The 18243-nt window shown below is 70.5% G+C and carries 15 protein-coding genes; 4 read left to right on the forward strand and 11 right to left on the reverse strand.

The features are described from left to right. The first annotated feature begins 11 nt into the window (after positions 1-11). Complete coding sequence (locus JNX00_RS16105) at positions 12-1682, forward strand: response regulator (protein ID WP_070397488.1); 1671 nt, start codon at positions 12-14, stop codon at positions 1680-1682. Positions 1683-1711: 29 nt separating this feature from the next. On the opposite strand, the gene JNX00_RS16110 is transcribed toward JNX00_RS16105, so the two are convergent. Further along, positions 1712-2620 carry a LysR family transcriptional regulator gene (locus tag JNX00_RS16110; RefSeq protein WP_070397487.1) on the reverse strand — a complete coding sequence of 303 codons (909 nt, stop codon included), beginning with the start codon at positions 2618-2620 and terminating at the stop codon, positions 1712-1714. Between the two features lie 98 nt (positions 2621-2718). Here JNX00_RS16110 and JNX00_RS16115 point away from each other — a divergent pair, with 98 nt between their 5' ends. Genes JNX00_RS16115 through JNX00_RS16125 form a run of 3 tightly spaced genes read left to right on the forward strand, consistent with a single transcriptional unit; the run spans position 2719 to position 7482 of the window. After that, positions 2719-4878: an indolepyruvate ferredoxin oxidoreductase subunit alpha gene (locus JNX00_RS16115; RefSeq protein ID WP_204742877.1), complete on the forward strand. Its 2160-nt coding sequence runs from the start codon at positions 2719-2721 to the stop codon at positions 4876-4878. Between the two features lie 7 nt (positions 4879-4885). Beyond that, complete coding sequence (locus JNX00_RS16120; RefSeq protein ID WP_204742878.1) at positions 4886-6472, forward strand: indolepyruvate oxidoreductase subunit beta family protein; 1587 nt, start codon at positions 4886-4888, stop codon at positions 6470-6472. A 41-nt stretch (positions 6473-6513) separates the two neighbouring features. Then, positions 6514-7482, forward strand: coding sequence for a tripartite tricarboxylate transporter substrate binding protein (locus JNX00_RS16125; protein ID WP_070397484.1), 969 nt, complete (start codon positions 6514-6516; stop codon positions 7480-7482). A 41-nt stretch (positions 7483-7523) separates the two neighbouring features. Here the strand turns inward: JNX00_RS16125 and JNX00_RS16130 are convergent, their stop codons facing one another. The 10 genes from JNX00_RS16130 to JNX00_RS16175 form a co-directional block, all read right to left on the reverse strand. Continuing rightward, the gene (locus tag JNX00_RS16130; protein WP_070397483.1) at positions 7524-7724 is read right to left on the reverse strand and encodes a hypothetical protein; all 201 of its coding nucleotides are present in this window, start codon (positions 7722-7724) and stop codon (positions 7524-7526) included. Between the two features lie 215 nt (positions 7725-7939). Continuing rightward, positions 7940-8644: an urea ABC transporter ATP-binding subunit UrtE gene (urtE, locus tag JNX00_RS16135; RefSeq protein ID WP_204742879.1), complete on the reverse strand. Its 705-nt coding sequence runs from the start codon at positions 8642-8644 to the stop codon at positions 7940-7942. Between the two features lie 10 nt (positions 8645-8654). Then, on the reverse strand, positions 8655-9530 hold the full coding sequence (gene urtD, locus JNX00_RS16140) for an urea ABC transporter ATP-binding protein UrtD (protein ID WP_070397481.1): 876 nt from the start codon (positions 9528-9530) through the stop codon (positions 8655-8657). Then, on the reverse strand, positions 9527-10651 hold the full coding sequence (urtC, locus tag JNX00_RS16145) for an urea ABC transporter permease subunit UrtC (protein ID WP_175442780.1): 1125 nt from the start codon (positions 10649-10651) through the stop codon (positions 9527-9529). Before urtC ends, urtD begins: the two co-directional genes overlap by 4 nt. Further along, positions 10648-12246 (reverse strand): urea ABC transporter permease subunit UrtB, encoded by a 1599-nt coding sequence (gene urtB, locus JNX00_RS16150; protein WP_204742880.1) that lies wholly within the window; start codon positions 12244-12246, stop codon positions 10648-10650. The genes urtC and urtB overlap by 4 nt, the downstream gene beginning before the upstream one ends. A gap of 18 nt (positions 12247-12264) precedes the next feature. Further along, on the reverse strand, positions 12265-13572 hold the full coding sequence (gene urtA / locus JNX00_RS16155) for an urea ABC transporter substrate-binding protein (RefSeq protein ID WP_070397479.1): 1308 nt from the start codon (positions 13570-13572) through the stop codon (positions 12265-12267). 192 nt (positions 13573-13764) lie between these two features. Continuing rightward, a complete protein-coding gene (locus JNX00_RS16160) occupies positions 13765-13959 on the reverse strand; it encodes a YbdD/YjiX family protein (protein WP_070397764.1) in 195 nt (64 codons plus the stop codon). A gap of 22 nt (positions 13960-13981) precedes the next feature. After that, positions 13982-16054, reverse strand: a complete 2073-nt coding sequence (locus tag JNX00_RS16165) for a carbon starvation CstA family protein (RefSeq protein ID WP_204742881.1) — start codon at positions 16052-16054, stop codon at positions 13982-13984. Positions 16055-16220: 166 nt separating this feature from the next. Further along, on the reverse strand, positions 16221-16856 hold the full coding sequence (locus JNX00_RS16170) for a response regulator transcription factor (protein ID WP_204742882.1): 636 nt from the start codon (positions 16854-16856) through the stop codon (positions 16221-16223). 8 nt (positions 16857-16864) lie between these two features. Then, positions 16865-18193 carry a cache domain-containing protein gene (locus JNX00_RS16175; protein ID WP_204742883.1) on the reverse strand — a complete coding sequence of 443 codons (1329 nt, stop codon included), beginning with the start codon at positions 18191-18193 and terminating at the stop codon, positions 16865-16867. Positions 18194-18243: the final 50 nt, after the last annotated feature.

Consider the following 18243-nt stretch of genomic DNA (forward strand, 5'->3'; position numbering starts at 1 on the left):
CGGGCCGTTTCATGCACGTCACCGACAACCCCCTGCACACCGCATCGGCCCTCGTCATCGAGGGCAACGCCCAATCGCGCGCGATCATCGTTTCGCAGCTGCGGGACCTGGGCGTGGGCAACGTGGCGCAGTGCGCGCGCGTGCACGACGCGCGCCGCCGCCTGGAGGCGCAGCGCTACGACGTGGTGGTCTGCGAACAGCGCTTCGACAAGGAAAGCTACTCCGGGCAGGAACTGCTGGACGACCTGCGCCGCCACCAGATCCTGCCCTTCCACACGGTGTTCGTGATGCTCACCGCCGAGGCCACCTACAGCAAGGTGGCCGAAGCGGCCGAGTCGGCGCTCGACGCCTACCTGCTCAAGCCGCACACCGCCGCCAGCCTGGGCGAGCGCATCCAGCTCGCGCGCCAGCGCAAGCAGGTGCTGCACGCCATCTTCACGGCCATCGACGCGCAGGACTTCGACCACGCCACCGCGCTGTGCCTGGCGCGCTTCGAAGCCCGGCAGGCCTACTGGCTGTACGCCGCGCGCATCGGCGCCGAGCTGCTGCTGCGCGCCGGACACATCGGCGAGGCGCAGCGCCTGTACGAGGCCGTGATCGAGGCCAAGACCCTGCCCTGGGCCCGCCTGGGCGTGGCGCGCGCGCAGCTCGAATCGGGCGTGCCGGCCAAGGCCGTCAGCACCATCGAAAGCCTGCTGGTGGACGACGACGCCTACGCCGACGCCTACGACGTCATGGGCCGCGCCCAGTTCGAGCTGGGCCAGTTCGACCAGGCCCTGGGCACCTATGCCATGGCCACGCGGCTCACGCCGCACTCGGTGAGCCGGCTGCTCAAGCACGGCATGCTGGCCTTCTATGGCGGCGACCGCGGCGAAGGCGTGGCCCTGCTGGACCGCGCGGCGCGCCTGGGCGTGGACTCCAAGCTCTTCGACCCCCAGGCCCTGGTGCTGCTGGCGCTGGCGCGCTTCGACAACAACGACACGCGCGGCCTGCAGCGCTGCGTGGACCAGCTGGCGCGCACCGCCGAGCGCAGCTTCGAGCCCGAACGCCCGCGCCGCCTGCACGAGGTGGCGGCCGCCATCAACAACCTGCACAACAAGCTGGGCGCGGCCGCGCTGGACACCACGGTCCGGCTCATGGGCGAGGTGCTCGCGCCCGGCTTCGACACCGAGAGCGCCTGCAACCTGATCACGCTGATGGTTCGCCTGGCCCAGCGCGGCACGGCGCCGGCCGGGGCCGACGCGGCCATCGGCGCCATCGCCCTGCGCTTTGGCACCAGCCGCGCCATGAGCGAGCTGCTGGCCTGCGCCGCCAAGGGCCACGAGGCCTGGGCCGAGACCTTGCGCCAGGGACACGCGCGCGTGCTGCACCTGTCCGAACAGGCCATGCGACTGAGCCTCAAGGGCGACCCCGCCGGTACGGTGGAACAGCTGCTGGCCGACGCCGAGCGCACGCGCAACGCCAAGCTCATCGAATCGGCCCACCAGGTGCTGCAGCGGCACGCCGAGCGCATCGCCACGCGAGAAGCCCTGCAGCAGCGCGTGGACGCCATGCGCCAGAGCTACCGCGCCCGCCCGCTGCGCCTGGGCGACCACGCCGGCGTGACGCCGGGTGGCGTGGCGCTGTCGACGGGCTACCGGGAACCCGAGCGCGCCGGGCTGCTCGACGCGCGGCCGGCCTGAGGCCGCGGCGCCCGGCAAGGGCTGGGCCCTCAGCACTCGGCGAACAGCTGGACCGCGACCTCGCGGAACCACCGGTGGGCCGGGTCGGCTTCGAAGCGGTGGCTCCAGTGCAGCGAGACCGTGAAATCGGCGCCCTCGAAGGGTGGCTCCAGCACCGTGCAGCCGCCAGCCTGAACGAAGCCGCGCGCGATGTTGCGCGGCATCACGCCGCACAGGTTGGTGGCTTGCACGATGGAGGGCAGCACCATGAAGTGCTCCGTGGTCAGGCGCAGGCGCTCCTGCAGGCCGGCGCGCTGCAGGATGCGCAGCGTGTCCGCGTGCGCGCGCACGGCCACGAAGTCCAGCTGCTGCAGCGCGCGCAGCTGCGCCACGCCGCGCAGCTTGCGCAGCGAGGCCACCATGGGATGCCCGGCGCGCATCAGCACCACGTAGCGGTCGTGCAGCAGTTCCACGCGGCGCGTCTCGCGGACCTGTGGCAGGAAGCCAAACGCGAAATCGATCGCGCCCGCGTCCAGCGACTCGGCCAGCGCCGCGTGCGGCACCGGCTGCGTGGCCACGCGCACGCCCGGCGCCTGCGCGTGCAGCCAGGCCATCAGTTCGGGCAGGAAGCGCCCCTCGCCGATGTCGCTCATGTGCACACGGAAGAGGTGGCGCGAGGTGGAGGGGTCGAACACGCTGGTGCGCCCGAGCGCGCCTTCCAACGCGTCCAGCGCGTCCTGCACCGCTTCGGCCAAGGCCACGGCGCGCGGCGTGGGCCGCACCCCGCCGGGGGCGCGCATGAACAGCGGGTCCTTCACCAGCAGGCGCAGCCGCGTGAGGCCATGGCTCACCGCCGGCTGCGTCAGCCCCAGGCGCTCGGCCGCCCGGCTCACGCTGCCCGCGCGGTACACCTCGGCAAACAGCCGAAGCAGGTTCAGGTCGAGGTCTTTGACATGCATGAATCTAATGTCAGTTAGTAGGCTCATTGTATGGATCGATGCCGACCGAGCGCCCATACTCGCGTGTTCGACACGACAAACCCACGGAGACACAGGCCTTGGAAGTTTCATTTGGCGAGGAGATCCAATCCCTCCAGCTCGGCGCGGGCCAGACATTTCACGGCGAAGGCATCCTCGCCATCACCAAGGGCCTGCTGCAGTCCGGCGTGTCCTACGTGGGCGGCTACCAGGGCGCGCCGGTTTCGCACCTGCTCGACGTCATGGTGCAGGCCAAGCCCTACCTCGACACCCTGGGCGTGCACGTGGAGGCCTGCTCCAACGAGGCCTCGGCCGCGGCCATGCTGGGCGCGTCCATCCACTACCCCGTGCGCGGCGCGGTCACCTGGAAGTCCATCGTCGGCACCAACGTGGCGGCCGACGCGCTGTCCAACCTGGCCTCGCCCGGTGTCACCGGCGGCGTGCTGATCGTCGTCGGCGAGGACTACGGCGAGGGCGCCAGCGTGATCCAGGAACGCACCCACGCCTACGCGCTCAAGAGCGGCATGCTGCTGCTCGACCCCCGGCCCGACCTGGCGCGCATGGTGCACATGGTCGAGCACGGCTTTCGCCTGTCGGAGGCCTCGAACATGCCGGCCATCATGGAGCTGCGCATCCGCGCCTGCCACGTGCGCGGCAGCTTCGAGACCAAGGACAACCTCGCGCCCGCCATCTCCACCCGCCAGCTGATCCAGGAGCCCGCGGGCTTCGACTACATGCGCCTGGCCCACCCGCCCGTGACCTTCCGCCACGAGAAGCTCAAGGGCGAGCAGCGCATCCCCGCCGCGCGCCGCTACATCGCCGAGAACGGCCTGAACGAGCTGTTCGAGGGCGAGCACAAGGACCTCGGCCTCATCGTGCAGGGCGGGCTCTACAACACCCTCATCCGCTCGCTGCAGCAGTTCGGCCTGGCCGACGCCTTCGGCGAGTCGAAGATCCCCATGCTGGTGCTCAACGTCACCAGCCCACTGGTGCCCGAGCAGCTGGAGCGCTTCTGCGAGGGCAAGCGCGCCGTGCTGATGATCGAGGAAGGCCAGCCCGAGTACATCGAGCAGGAACTGGCCACGCTGCTGCGCCGCGCCGGCATTCCCACGCCGCTGCACGGCAAGGACCTGCTGCCCAGCGCCGGTGAATACACGGCCGAGGTGATGTCCCAGGGCCTCGCGGGTTTCGTCGAGAAGTACCTGGCCAGCGATGCCGCCGCGCTGGGCTCGGCCCGCGCCTGGCTGCAAGGCAACGCGCAGCGCCGCGCCGACGTGGCCAAGGCCGTGGGCGGGGCCCTGCCCGCGCGCCCGCCAGGCATGTGCATCGGCTGCCCCGAGCGACCGGTGTTCTCGGCCCTCAAGCTCGCCCAGCAGGACGTGGGTCCGGTGCACATCGCGGGCGACATCGGCTGCCACGCGCTCGCCACCTTCGAGCCCTTCTCCTTCGGCCACTCCATCCTGGGCTACGGCATGAGCCTGGCCAGCCGCGCCGGCGTCTCGCCACTGATGCGCCGGCGCGTGCTGTCGGTGATGGGCGACGGCGGCTTCTGGCACAACGGCCTGCTCACCGGCGTGCAGAGCGCGCTCTTCAACGGCGACGACGCGGTGCTGCTGATCTTCAAGAACGGCTACACCTCGGCCACCGGCACGCAGGACATCATCTCCACGCCCGACGACGAGGCCAAGGCCGCCGCACCCAACAAGGCGCAGAGCCTGGCCCACGTGAACCAGACCATCGAGAGCACGCTCAAGGGCCTGGGCGTGCAATGGATGCGCACCGTTCACACCTACGAGGTGGACACCGTGCGCGCCACGCTCACCGAGGCCTTCACCACCGACTTCCAGGGCCTCAAGGTCATCGTGGCCGAGGGCGAATGCCAGCTGGAACGCCAGCGCCGCATCAAGCCCTGGATCGCCGGCCTGCTGAAGAAGGGCCAGCGGGTGGTGCGCGTGAAGTACGGCGTGGACGAGGACGTCTGCAACGGCGACCACGCCTGCATCCGCCTCTCGGGCTGCCCCACGCTCACGCTCAAGGACAACCCCGATCCGCTGAAGGTCGACCCCGTGGCCACCGTCATCGACGGCTGCGTGGGCTGCGGCCTGTGCGGCGCCAACGCGCACGCGGCCACGCTGTGCCCCTCCTTCTACCGCGCCGAGGTGGTGCAGAACCCGAAGTGGCACGAGCGCCTGCTCGATGCCGTTCGCGCGCCCTTCGTCCGCCTGTTGCAAGCCGCCTGATACCGACATGTCTTCCGCCCAACCCATTTCCCTTTTGCTCTGCGCCCTCGGTGGCGAAGGCGGCGGCACGCTGACCGACTGGCTGGTGGACACCGCGCGCCACGCCGGCTACGCGGCCCAGGCCACCAGCATCCCCGGCGTGGCCCAGCGCACCGGCGCCACCACCTATTACCTCGAGGTCTTTCCCACGCCGCTGGCCGAGCTGCGCGGCCGCCGCCCGGTGTTCGGCCTGAACCCGCTGCCCGGCCGGCTCGACGCGCTGGTCTCCTCCGAGCTGCTGGAAACCGGCCGCCAGATCGGCAACGGCCTGGCGTCGGGCGAGCACACGCTGGTCATCACCTCGTCCTCGCGCGCCTTCACCACCGCCGAGAAGATGGTGATGGGCGACGGCCGCCGCGACGAGGCCCCGCTGCTGGCGCTGGTGCGCGAGCACAGCCGCGCGCACCACGTGCTGGACATGGCCGCGCTCACGCGCGAGGCCGGCACCGTGGTCAGCGCGGTGATGCTGGGCGCCATCGCCGCCAGCGGCCTGCTGCCCTTCACGCGCACCGACTACGAGGCCGTGGTGGGCGGCGCCGGCGGCCACGCCAAGGCCAGCCTGCGCGGCTTCGCCCTCGCCTTCGACGCGGTGAGCGCGCAGCGCGAGCAGGCGCGCTGGGTCGAGCAGGTGATGAACGACGACGCCGAAGCGCCGGTGCCCACCACCACCACGCCCACCGCCCTGCTGGCGCCCTTCCCCACTGCGCTGCACGACATCCTGGCCCTGGGCCACGCGCGCGCCGTTGAGTACCAGAACGCCGCCTACGGCCAGCGCTACCTCGAGCGCCTGCAGCGCGTGCTCGCCGCCGAGCGCGCGGGCGATCCGGCCGGCGCGCAGGGCTTCGCCGCCACGCGCGAGGCCGCGCGCTGGCTCGCGCTGTGGATGGCCTTCGACGACATCGTTCGCGTGGCCGAGCTCAAGGCGCGCGCCAGCCGCGCCGAGCGCGTGCGCCGCGAGGTCAAGGCCGGCAGCGGCGACCTGCTGCGGGTCTACGACCACTTCAAGCCCGGCGCCCCCGAGTTCGCCGCCATGCTGCCCGAGTCCCTCGCGCGCCGCGTGCTGGCCTGGGACCAGCGCCGCGTGCAGCGCGGCCAGGCGCCCTGGGCGCTGCCGCTCAAGGTGTCCAGCCACGGCGTGCTGGGCCTGCTCGCGCTGCGCGCGCTGGCCGCCACCAAGCGCCTGCGTCCCCTGGGCAGCCGCTTCGCCACCGAACAGGCGCTCATGGACCGCTGGCTGGCGGCCGTGGAAGCCGGCGCGCGCGCCGATGCGCGCCTGGGGCTGGAGCTGGCGAAATGCGGCCGGCTCATCAAGGGCTACGGCAGCACCAACGAGCGCGGCAAGGACAACCTGCTGCACATCGTGGACCACCTGTCCGACGCCACCAGGGCCGGCGCCGCGGAAGCCGTGGCCCAGGCCCGCGAGGCCGCGCTGGCCGACGAGGCCGGCACCGCGCTCGACCGCACCCTGGTGCAGCATGGCGCGCCCGCACGCCCGCTCAAGGCCCAGCCCATCCGCTGGCACCACAACCCGCGCCTGAAGAAGCAGGCCCACTGAGTTCCGTTCCCATCCACAACACACACATCCAGGAGACCCGCATGAAATCCCTGCTCACCGCCACCGCCCTGGCCGCCGCCACGCTGCTGGCCGCCCCCGCCGCGCTCGCGCAGGCTTGGCCCGACAAGCCGGTCAAGGTGATCGTGGGTTTCGCGCCCGGCGGCGCGGCCGACCAGATCGCGCGCCTGGTCTCCACCCCCCTGGCCGACGCCCTGGGCCAGACCGTGGTGGTGGAGAACCGCGCCGGCGCCAACGGCAACGTGGCGGGCGACGCCGTGGCCAAGTCGCCGGCCGACGGCTACACCCTGCTGCTGTCCTCGGGCGGCATGGTCTCGGTGAACCCGCACCTCTACGCCAGGATGGCCTTCGACCCCGCGAAGGACCTGGTGCCCGTGGCCTCGGCCGCGCGCATCGCCGTCTACCTGATGGCGCGCAACGGGCTGGAAGTGAACAACATTCAGGAATTCATCGCCTACGTGAAGGCGCGCCCGGGCAAGCTCAGCTACGGCTCGCCGGGCAACGGCAGCTCGCCCCACCTGGCCGGCGAGATGTTCAAGAGCCAGGCCGGCCTGTTCGCCGTGCACGTGCCTTACCGCGGCGCGGCGCCCGCGCTCAACGACCTGCTGGGCAATCAGATCGACTACACCTTCGACCCGGGCATCGGCTTGCAGCACGCCAAAAGCGGCCGCCTGAAGCTGCTGGCCGTGGGCAGCAGCAAGCGCTCGCCGCTGTTCCCCAACGTGCCCACGCTGGACGAGGCCGGCCTCAAGGGCTTCGACGCCGACACGGTGTTCGGCTTCTACGCGCCGGCCGGCACGCCCCCGGCCGTCATCGCGCGGCTGAACACCGAGATCAACAAGATCCTGGCCACGCCCGCCGTGCGCGAGAAGATGATCAGCCTTGGCGGCGAGGCCCTGCCGCTGTCGCCGGCCGAGTTCGGCAAGCGCGGCATGGACGACTCCAAGCGCTTCGGCGCCGTCATCAAGGAACGCAAGATCACCGCGGACTGAGCGCGCGCGCCGGGCGTCGGCGGCGCACGCCCACGTCCGGCTCAGGCCATCACCACCGCGATGAAGGCCAGCATGAACATCTGCAGCGCCGCCATCAGCGGCAGCACCAGCGGCATGATGGGCGTCACCTCGTCGAGGATGTCCTGGGCGAACTCGTCGGTGTATTCCTTGAGTTCCGGGTCCGAGTAGTCCTTCGGGTGCTCGGCCAGCGCCTGGTCGGGGGGTGGGTGCTTGTGCGTCATGGCAGGGCCCTCACACAGTTGATGGGCAATGCGCGCGGCAAGCGGCGTTCCTGCAGGCACGTCCGGGTGAACGCGCCGCGCGCCGCGCCCACCCAGGCATGCCATGGTGCGCCGGCGCCCAGGGGCTGTGCGCAGAGACCCCGTCGGCGGCGCGGTTGGCCAGGACCTGGCCGAACCACCGGACCAGACCCTGACCCCGGGCTGAGGCCGCGGCCTCAGATGGCCACCAGCTGCCGCACGCCCTTCTGCGCCATCTCACCGCCTGGCCCGCTGGCGATGACCTCGCCACGCTCCATCACCAGGTAGCGGTCGGCCAGGGCCTCGGCGAAGTCGTAGTACTGCTCCACCAGCACGATGGCCATGGGTTCGCCGCCCAGGCCCCGCGTGGCGAGCTGGCGGATCACGCGGCCGATGTCCTTGATGATGTTGGGCTGTATGCCCTCGGTGGGCTCGTCCAGGATCAGCAGCTTGGGCCGGCTCGCCAGGGCGCGCGCGATGGCCAGTTGCTGCTGCTGGCCGCCCGAGAGGTCGCCACCGCGGCGGCCCAGCATCTGTTGGAGCACGGGGAACAGCTCGAACAGCTGCGGTGGCACTGGCGTGCCCAGGGGGCGCGTGGCCAGGCCCATCTGCAGGTTCTCCTGAACGGTCAGGCGCGCGAAGATCTCGCGCCCCTGTGGCACGTAGCCCATGCCCAATCGCGCCCGCACATAGGGCGGCGCGGCGCGCACCGATTGGCCGTCGAACACCACTTCGCCGCTCTTGGTGGGCACCAGACCCATCAGGCACTTGAGCAGCGTGGTCTTGCCCACGCCATTGCGGCCCAGCACCACCGTCACCTCGCCCGCGCGGGCCTGCAGGTTCACGCCGCGCAGGATGTGGCTGCCGCCGTAGGCCTGGTGAATGTCACTTGCGTCGAGCATGGGGAGTCCTTCAGCGGCCCAGGTAGACCTCGATCACGCGCTCGTCGGCCTGCACCTCGTCGAGGGTGCCTTGGGCGAGCACGGCGCCGTCGCACAGCACCGTCACCGTGGCGGCGATGGCGCGCACGAAGGCCATGTCGTGCTCCACCACCATCAGCGAGTGCCGGCCCTTGAGCGAGAGGAAGAGCTGCGCGGTGCGCTCGGTCTCTTCGTCGGTCATGCCGGCCACGGGTTCGTCGAGCAGCAGCAGCTTGGGGTCCTGCATCAGCAGCATGCCGATCTCCAGCCACTGCTTCTGGCCGTGGCTCAGCTCCCCGGCGGGGCGCACCACGTGTTCGACCAGGTGGATGGTTGTCAGCACCTCGGCCAGGCGGTCGCGCTGTTCGCCATTGGGCTGGAAGCGCAGGGACGGCCAGACGCGCTTGTGGGTCGCCAGCGCGAGTTCCAGGTTCTCGTAGACGCTGAGCCGCTCGAACACCGTGGGCTTCTGGAACTTGCGGCCGATGCCCAGCGTGGCGATCTCGGCCTCGCGGTGGCGCAGCAGGTCGATGGTGGAGCCGAAGAACACCGTCCCCCGGTCCGGCCGCGTCTTGCCGGTGATGATGTCCATCATCGTGGTCTTGCCCGCGCCGTTGGGGCCGATGATGCAGCGCAGCTCGCCGGGCGCGATGTCCAGCGACAGGCCGTTGATGGCCTTGAAGCCGTCGAAGGCGACGTGCACATCCTCCAGGTACAGGATGCGGCCGTGCGTGACGTCCACCTCGCCCGGCACCAGGGGGCGCGCGAAGCCCGCCGCGCGGCCGCCCGAGGCGGTGTTGCCCGAGGGCAGGACGCCCGCGAAGCGCTGCAGGCGCTCGGCGCCGGCCTGCATCAGGTCGGGCGTCATGCCGAACCTCCCCGTCGCAGCTTCTTCACCAGGCCCACCACGCCCTGCGGCAGGAACAGCGTCACCGCGATGAACAGGCCGCCCAGCACGTAGAGCCAGAACTCGGGGAAGGTCACGGTCAGCCAGCTCTTCGCGCCGTTGACCAGGAAGGCGCCGGCGATGGGCCCGATCAGCGTGCCGCGCCCGCCCACGGCCGCCCAGACGGCGATCTCGATGCTGTTGGCCGGCGTCATCTCGCTCGGGTTGATGATGCCCACCTGCGGCACATACAGGGCGCCGGCGATGCCGCACATCACGGCCGACAACGTCCAGACGCTCAGCTTGTAGGGCAGCGGGTCGTAGCCGCAGAACATGGTGCGGCTCTCGGCGTCGCGGATGGCCTGCAGCACGCGGCCGTATGGGCTGCGCACCAGCCAGCGCGCCAGCAGGAAGCAGCCCAGCAGCGTGAGGCCCGTGAGCACGAACAGCACCATGCGCGTGGACGGCGTGGCGATGGGAACACCCAGGATGCGCTTGAAGTCGGTGAAGCCGTTGTTGCCGCCGAAGCCGGTCTCGTTGCGGAAGAACAGCAGCAGCGCGGCGTAAGTCAGGGCCTGCGTGATGATGGAGAAGTACACGCCCTTGATGCGCGAGCGGAAAGCGAAGTAGCCGAACACGAAGGCCACGCCGCCCGGCACCAGCACGATGAGCGCGAGCGTGGCGAGGAAGCTGTCCGACAGCGCCCAGTGCCAGGGCAGCTCCTTCCAGTCCAGGAAGACCATGAAGTCCGGCAGCTCGCTCTGGTACTGGCCGTCGCGGCCGATCTGGCGCATGAGGTACATGCCCATCATGTAGCCACCCAGCGCGAAGAACAGCCCATGGCCCAGCGAGAGGATGCCGCTGTAGCCCCAAATGAGGTCCATGGCCAGCGCACAGATGGCGTAGCACATGATCTTGCCGACCAGGCTCACCATGTAGTCGCTCAGGTGCAGCGGGTGGCCCGCGGGCAGCAGCAGGTTGAGCACCGGCGCCAGCGCGCACACGGCCAGCAGCGCGGCCAGGAAGGCGCTCCAGCCGGCGCGCGTGAGCAGCGGCGCGCGCGCGGGCAGCACCACGGTGGCGGGCGATGGCATCCGGCTCATGCTTCCACGCTCCTTCCCTTGAGGGCGAAGATGCCTTGCGGGCGTTTCTGGATGAACACGATGATGAAGACCAGCACCGCGATCTTGGCCAGCACCGCGCCGGCCCAGCCTTCGATGAACTTGTTGAGCAGGCCCAGGCCCAGCGCCGCGTAGACGGTGCCCGCCAGCTGGCCGACGCCGCCCAGCACCACCACCATGAAGGAGTCGACGATGTAGGCCTGGCCGAGGTCGGGGCCGACGTTGCCGATCTGCGAGAGCGCGCAGCCCGCCAGGCCCGCGATGCCCGAGCCCAGCGCGAAGGCCCAGGTGTCGATGCGTGCGGTGTTCACGCCCATGCAGGCGGCAATGGGCCGGTTCTGGGTCACGCCGCGCACGAACAGGCCCAGCCGGGTGCGCGCGATGAGCAGCGACACGCCGATCAGCACCGCCGCCGCGAAGGCCAGGATGATGAGCCGGTTCCACGGCAGGCTCAGGCTGCCCAGCACGGTGAGGCCGCCACTCATCCAGCTCGGGTTTTCCACCGCCACGTTCTGCGCGCCGAACAGGCTGCGCACCAGCTGCATCAGCACCAGCGACAGGCCCCAGGTGGCGAGCAGGGTTTCCAGCGGCCGGCCATACAGGAAGCGGATCACCGTGCGCTCCATCACCGCGCCCACCGCGGCCGAGGCGGCGAAGGCCGCCGGCAGCGCCAGCAGCAGGTAGTAGTCGAACGCCTCGGGCCAGTACTGGCGGAACAGGCCCTGCACCAGCCAGGTGGCGTAGGCGCCGATCATGATGAGCTCGCCATGGGCCATGTTGATCACGCCCATGAGCCCGTAGGTGATGGCCAGGCCCAGCGCCGCGAGCAGCAGGATGCTGCCCAGGCTGATGCCGGTGAAGGCCTGGCCCAGGCCGCTGGCCAGGGCCAGGCGGCGGTCGATGGCCGCCAGCGAGCGTGTCAGCGCGGCCTTCACGTCGGCGCTGGCCTCGTGCTTGAGCCGCTCCTCGATCAAGGGCCGCACGATGGCCTGGCGCGCCTCGCCCAGCTTGGTGGCGGCGGCCAGGCGAAGGGCCTGCTCCTCGCTCGCCAGCTGCAGGGCCGCCTGCGCGAGTTCCAGCGACTGGCGCGCCCCCGCGTCCAGCTCGGTGGCCAGGGCTTTCTCAATCAGGGGCAGGCCTTCGGGGTCGGGATCGTTGAAGGCGTTGCGCTGCAGGCTGCGCGCGGCCTCGCGCTGGCGCTCGGGACCGGCGGTGAACAGCTCGATGCCGGCCAAGGCGGTGTCCAGCGCGCCGCGCAACCGGTTGTTGAGCATCGCGTCTTCGGCCGCATCGGGCAGCGCCGCGGGCTGGCCACTGAGGGCGTCGAGGGCGCGCTCGCCCTCGACGATGAAGACCTGGGTCTCGCTGAACTTCAGCGACTCGGCGGCGAGCGCGCGCAGCAGGGCCGCGGCGCGCCCGTCGGCCGAACCGGCGAGGCGGTGGATGGCGGCGATGCGCTCGTCCGTGTCGCCCCGCGCCACCGCGAGCGCGTCGGCCGCGCTCAACGCCAGGGCGGGTCCCGCCAGGCAGCACCAGGCCAGCAACGCGGCACAGCAACGGACGATCACACCGCGCATCGGGCCTCCACCACCGGCTTACTTGGACGCCACCTTGGCGGCCTTGCTGGGCACGTTCTTCTTGCCCTTGTTCTCGGGGATGTAGTCGCTCCACGGGTCGGCCACCACCGGGCCCGGGGTCTTCCACACCACGTTGAACTGGCCGTCGGCGCGCACCTCGCCGATGAACACCGGCTTGTGCAGGTGGTGGTTCTCCTTGTCCATGGTGGAGACGAAGCCGCCCGGGGCCGGGAAGGTCTGTCCGGCCATGGCCTCGCGCACCTTGTCCACGTCGGTGCTCTTGGCCTTGGTCACGGCCTGCGCCCACATGTTGAAGCCGATGTAGGTGGCCTCCATCGGGTCGTTGGTGATGGGCTTGTCCTTGTGGCCGGCGATGTTCTTGGCCTTGGCGTAGTCGCTCCACTTCTTCACGAAGGCCGTGTTGGCCGGGCTCTTGATGCTCATGAAGTAGTTCCACGCGGCCAGGTGGCCCACCAGCGGCTTGGTGTCCACGCCGCGCAGCTCTTCCTCGCCCACCGAGAAGGCCACCACCGGCACGTCCTTGGCGGAGAGGCCGGCGTTGCCCAGTTCCTTGTAGAAGGGCACGTTGGAGTCACCGTTGATGGTGGACACCACGGCCGTCTTCTTGCCCTCGCTCGCGAACTTCTTGATCTTGGCGATGATGGTCTGGTAGTCGCTGTGGCCGAAGGGGGTGTACTCCTCCATGATGTCGGCCTCGCTCACGCCCTTGCTCTTGAGGAAGGCGCGCAGGATCTTGTTGGTGGTGCGCGGGTAGACGTAGTCGGTGCCCAGCAGCACCCAGCGCTTGGCGGAACCGCCGTCCTTGCTCATGAGGTACTCCACCGCCGGAATGGCCTGCTGGTTGGGCGCGGCGCCGGTGTAGAACACGTTGGGGCTGAGCTCCTCGCCCTCGTACTGCACCGGGTAGAACAACAGGCCGTTGTTCTCTTCCACCACCGGCAGCACCGACTTGCGGCTGACCGAGGTCCAGCAACCGAAGATCACCGCGACCTTGTCCTGCGTGAGCAGCTGCTTGGTCTTCTCGGCGAACAGGGGCCAGTTGGACGCCGGGTCCACCACCACGGGCTCGAGCTTCTTGCCCAGCAGGCCGCCCTTGGCGTTGATCTCATCGATGGCCATGAGCACCGTGTCCTTGAGCACGGTTTCCGAAATGGCCATGGTGCCCGACAGGCTGTGCAGCACGCCGACCTTGATGGTGTCCTGGGCGTGCGCGCTCAGGCCGGTGAAGCCGAGCGAGGCGGCGGTGGCGGCCGCCGCGAGGGTCTTGAGCGTCAGGCGACGCGGTTGGGAGGTGTTCGACGACATGGCGCTTCTCCAGCTGGATCCGTTGGGGGCCCGTGGGACGGGACTCGCGCCGCTGGGGCGGGCCCGAAAGCCCTGACAGCGGACGGAACGGATGCTAGGAAGAAGCGGGGGTGGCGTATGTACGCCGGGTGGCGTACGCGCCCCGGAGTGGGTGGGCGGCCGCGCCCGAACAGGGCGCGCCCGGCCTCGCTGTCAGCAGCAGCGCCCCATGCGCGAGCCGTAGCGCGCGGCCTGGCGCTCGCGGAAGAAGGCCTCGTAGCTCATGGGCGGCTGGTCGGGGTGCGTGGCCTTCATGTGGGCCACGTAGCTGCCGTAGTCGGGCACGCCCACCATGAGCCGAAAGCTCTGGGTCAGGTAGCGGCCGGCCCGCCCGATGTCGTCGAGCAGGCCGGCACCGGGTGGGGCTTTGTCAGGCACCGGCGTTGGCGCCGGCGGGCAGCGCTTCGAAGGGCACCTCGTTCGCGGTGGCGTGCCGTTCGGCGCGCGCCTGGAAGACGCTCTTGACGCTGTAGACCAGCACGCTCAGCACCACGAACATGAACAGGCCGCACAGCACGGCGTCGAGGCGGTTGTTGAAGACGATGCGCGACATGGCCTCTGCCGTCTTGGCCGGCGCCAGCAGCGCGCCCTGCTGGATGGCGTCGGCGTAGCGCTGGGCGTTGGGCAGGAAGCCCACCTTGGGGTCGCTGGAGAAGATCTTGAGCCAGCCCGCCGACAGCGTGCAGACCAGCAGCCAGGCCGCGGGCGCCATGGTGACCCAGGCGTAGCGGTCCTTCTTCATCTTGTAGAGCACCACGGTGCCCAGCATCAGCGCCACGGCGGCCAGCATCTGGTTGGCGATGCCGAACAGCGGCCACAGGGTGTTGATGCCACCCAGCGGGTCGACCACGCCCTGGTACAGGAAGTAGCCCCAGGCGGCCACGCACAGGGCGGTGGCGATCAGGTTGGCGGGCAGCGAGTCGGTGCGCTTGAGCGCGGGCACGAAGCTGCCCATGAGGTCCTGCAGCATGAAGCGGCCCGCGCGCGTGCCGGCGTCGACGGCGGTGAGGATGAACAGGGCCTCGAACAGGATGGCGAAGTGGTACCAGAAGGCCATCATGGTCTTGCCGCCCACCACCTGGTGCAGGATCTGCGCCATGCCCACGGCCAGCGTGGGCGCGCCGCCCGCGCGCGCCAGGATGGTGTTCTCGCCCACGTCCCTGGCGGTCTGCACCAGCATCTCGGGCGTGATCACGAAGCCCCAGGTGGACAGCTTGGCCGCGACCAGCTCGGGCGTGTTGCCCACCAGCGCGGCCGGGCTGTTCATGGCGAAGTAGACGCCGGGGTCGATGCAGGCCGCGGCCACCAGGGCCATGACGGCGACGAAGGACTCGGCCAGCATGCCGCCGTAGCCGATGAAGCGCGCGTGGGTTTCGTTGTCCAGCATCTTGGGCGTGGTGCCCGAGGAGATCAGCGCATGAAAACCCGACACCGCGCCGCAGGCGATGGTGATGAACAGGAAGGGGAACAGGTTGCCCGACCACACCGGGCCATTGCCGGCCGCGAACTGCGTCATGGCCGGCATCTGCAGCGGCGGGGCGACGATCACGATGCCGATGGCCAGCGCGACGATGGTGCCGATCTTGAGGAAGGTGGAGAGGTAGTCGCGCGGCGCCAGCAGCAGCCACACCGGGATGGAGGCGGCGACGAAGCCATAGCCGATGAGCATCCAGGTCAGTGCCTTGCCGTCGTAGGTGAACAGCGGCGCCCAGACCGGGCTCTCGTGCACCCACTGGCCGCCCACGATGGCCAGCATGAGCAGCACGAAGCCGATCACCGAGACCTCGCCGATGCGTCCGGGGCGGATGAAGCGCAGGTACACGCCCATGAACAGCGCCACGGGGATGGTGGCCGCCACGGTGAAGGTGCCCCAGGGCGATTCGGCCAGGGCCTTGACCACGATCAGCGCCAGCACCGCGAGGATGATGATCATGATCATGAAGGCGCCGAACAGCGCGATGAGGCCGGGCACGGTGCCCATCTCCTGCTTGATCAGGTCGCCCAGCGAGCGGCCGTCGCGGCGCGTGGAGATGAACAGCACGACGAAGTCCTGCACCGCGCCGGCGAACACCACGCCGGCCAGGATCCACAGCAACCCGGGCAGGTAGCCCATCTGCGCGGCCAGCACCGGGCCCACCAGCGGGCCGGCGCCCGCGATGGCGGCGAAGTGGTGGCCGTAGAGCACGTACTTGTGCGTGGGCACGTAATCCAGGCCGTCGTTGTGGCGCCAGGCCGGGGTCATGCGCTGGCCGTCCAGGCCCAGCACCCGGGTGGCCAGGAACAGGCTGTAGTAGCGGTAGGCGATGAGGTAGACGCAGACGGCGGCGACCACCACCCACAGGGCGCTGACGGCCTCGCCGCGCCCCAGCGCCACGGCCGCGAGCGCGAAGGCGCCCAACACGGCCACGAAAAACCACCCGAGGTGGCGACCCAGTCCAGACATGCCAGTCTCCTCTTGAGCCCCGCCCCCGGAAAAGGCGGGGCCGCCAGGCGCCGGGCAGTATGGTCAGCGCACCGCCGTGGCGCATCCGTTGCACCACGTTCGATCCCTCGCGGCACCACTTAAGGGAAAACCCTTAGTTACCCGCGGCGCGGCGGCGCCGGTGGGCTCAGGGCGCTTCGCGCGCGTGCTCCACCGCGTACTTGATGAGCTCGGCCTGGCCCTCGATGCCCAGCTTGCGCTTGATGCTCTGGCGGTGCGCCTCGACGGTGCGCACGCTCAGGTGCATGGCCTGGGCGATCTGCTTGCTCGATTCGCCGCGGCCCAGGGCGCTGAGGATCTGGCTTTCGCGCGGCGTGAGCATGGGCCGCGGCGCCTGGCCGCGGAACAGGCGGCGCGAGACGGCGGGGCTGAGGAAGGTGCCACCCGCCACCACGGCGTCGATGGCGGCCAGCACCTCCTCGGCGGGCGTTTCCTTGAGCACGTAGCCGCGCGCGCCCGCCAGCAAGGCGCGCTGCACGTACTCGGGGTTGTCGTACATGCTGAACATCAGCACGCGCAGCGTGGGCTGACGCGCCAGCATGGCCTGCACCAGGTCGATGCCGTTGCCGTCCTTCAGGCCCACGTCCTGCAGCACCACGTCGGGCGGGTTCAGCTCGAGCTGGCGCAGGGCCTCGGCGGCGTCGCCCGCCTCGCCCACCACCCGCAGGCGCGGCACGCTGGACAGGCGCGCGCGCAGGCCCTCGCGCACCATGGGGTGGTCATCGACGAGCAGGATGCGGATGGGCTTGCCGGGGGCGTTCATGGGACGGCTCAGGCGGGCAGCGCGGCCTCCAGCTGGGTGCCATGGCCGGGCGCGGACTGGATGCGCAGGCGCCCGCCGATGGCCGCCAGGCGCTCGCGCATGTTGCGCAGGCCAATACCGCGCTCCGGGTCGAGCTGCACGGCCTGCTCGTCGAAGCCGCGGCCGTCGTCGGTCAGGCTCAGGCGCAGCGCGCCACCGGCGCCAAAGTCCAGCAGCAACTCGACCTGGCGCGCCTGCGCGTGCTTGACCACATTGGTCAGGCCCTCCTGGGCGATGCGAAACAGCGCCGTCTTGACCTCGTCGCCCAGCTCGCGCGGCGCGCCCTCCAAGCGCACGGCCACCGCCAGGCCGCTGGCGTCTTCGACCTCGCGCGCCAGGTGCTGCAGCGCGGCGGGCAGGCCCAGGTTGTCGAGCAAGGCGGGGCGCAGGCGGTGCGAGATGCGCCGCACCTCCACCAGGCTGTTCTCGAGCTGGCGCAGGGCGCGCGCCAGGGACTCGCGATCGCCATCGGCCGCGCCCGCCTCCACCAGCAGCTTGCTCGACACCAGGGTCTGGCTGACGCCGTCGTGCAGCTCGCGCGCCAGGCGAGCGCGCTCGTCCTCCTGCGACTGCTGCACCTGGCGCGCGAGCAGGCGCAGCTTGTTCTCGGCCACGCGCTGCTCACGGAGGTTGAGCGCCAGGCCGCTGGCGCTGATGAGGGCAATGCCGAAGCCCGCGATGCCGGCGATCCACAGCAGCGTGGTGGCGATGTTGCGGTTGGCCTCGCGCTCCAGCTGCGACAGCGTGGCCTGGATGCCGTCGAGGTAGAGCCCGGTGCCCATCATCCAGCCCCAGCGCTCGAGCGCAATGACGTAGCCCAGCTTGGGTTTGACCAGGCCGCTGGAGGGCTGTTGCCACAGGTAGTCGACGAAACCGCCGCCCGCGCGGGCCTGGGCGATCAGGCGCTGGATGGTGGGCCGGCCCTGCGGGTCGCGCAGCGCCCACAGGTTCTGGCCCACGAGTTCGGTCTGGCGCGAATGCATCAGCACCTTGCCCTGGAGGTCGTAGACGAAGAAATAGCCGTCGGGGCCGTAGTCGAGCGAGGCCAGCAGGCGCAGGGCCTGTTCCCGCTCCGCCTCGCCGCCGCGCCGGTCGTAGAGCGGCTGCACCGTGCTCACGGCCAGGTCCACATAGCTGCGCAGCTCGCTGCGCCGCGCGTCCATGTAGGCGCGCTCGACCAGGGCGTGCTCGCGCTGCGCCAACGCGCGCTCCTGCTGCTGCACGGCCAGGGCGATGAGCGCGAGCGCGGCCAGCATCGGCAGGATGGCCAGCAGGAGGATCTTGGTGCGCAGTCGCATGGCGGGAACGGGGCGGCGAACGCGAATTGTCCGCCAAGCGCGGCCCGCCC

The sequence above is a fragment of the Hydrogenophaga sp. YM1 genome, assembly GCF_016903055.1.
Lineage (GTDB): Bacteria > Pseudomonadota > Gammaproteobacteria > Burkholderiales > Burkholderiaceae_C > Hydrogenophaga > Hydrogenophaga borbori.

Excerpts from the sequence above, each read along its gene's own strand:
- JNX00_RS16125 (WP_070397484.1), top strand. The coding sequence starts at position 6,514 with ATGAAATCCCTGCTCACCGCCACCGCCCTGGCCGCCGCCACGCTGCTG.
- JNX00_RS16130 (WP_070397483.1), bottom strand. The coding sequence starts at position 7,724 with ATGACGCACAAGCACCCACCCCCCGACCAGGCGCTGGCCGAGCACCCG.
- urtE (WP_204742879.1), bottom strand. The coding sequence starts at position 8,644 with ATGCTCGACGCAAGTGACATTCACCAGGCCTACGGCGGCAGCCACATC.
- urtC (WP_175442780.1), bottom strand. The coding sequence starts at position 10,651 with ATGAGCCGGATGCCATCGCCCGCCACCGTGGTGCTGCCCGCGCGCGCG.
- JNX00_RS16105 (WP_070397488.1), top strand. The coding sequence starts at position 12 with ATGCACGTCACCGACAACCCCCTGCACACCGCATCGGCCCTCGTCATC.
- JNX00_RS16165 (WP_204742881.1), bottom strand. The coding sequence starts at position 16,054 with ATGTCTGGACTGGGTCGCCACCTCGGGTGGTTTTTCGTGGCCGTGTTG.
- urtA (WP_070397479.1), bottom strand. The coding sequence starts at position 13,572 with ATGTCGTCGAACACCTCCCAACCGCGTCGCCTGACGCTCAAGACCCTC.
- urtD (WP_070397481.1), bottom strand. The coding sequence starts at position 9,530 with ATGACGCCCGACCTGATGCAGGCCGGCGCCGAGCGCCTGCAGCGCTTC.
- urtB (WP_204742880.1), bottom strand. The coding sequence starts at position 12,246 with ATGCGCGGTGTGATCGTCCGTTGCTGTGCCGCGTTGCTGGCCTGGTGC.
- JNX00_RS16175 (WP_204742883.1), bottom strand. The coding sequence starts at position 18,193 with ATGCGACTGCGCACCAAGATCCTCCTGCTGGCCATCCTGCCGATGCTG.
- JNX00_RS16170 (WP_204742882.1), bottom strand. The coding sequence starts at position 16,856 with ATGAACGCCCCCGGCAAGCCCATCCGCATCCTGCTCGTCGATGACCAC.
- JNX00_RS16110 (WP_070397487.1), bottom strand. The coding sequence starts at position 2,620 with ATGCATGTCAAAGACCTCGACCTGAACCTGCTTCGGCTGTTTGCCGAG.
- JNX00_RS16120 (WP_204742878.1), top strand. The coding sequence starts at position 4,886 with ATGTCTTCCGCCCAACCCATTTCCCTTTTGCTCTGCGCCCTCGGTGGC.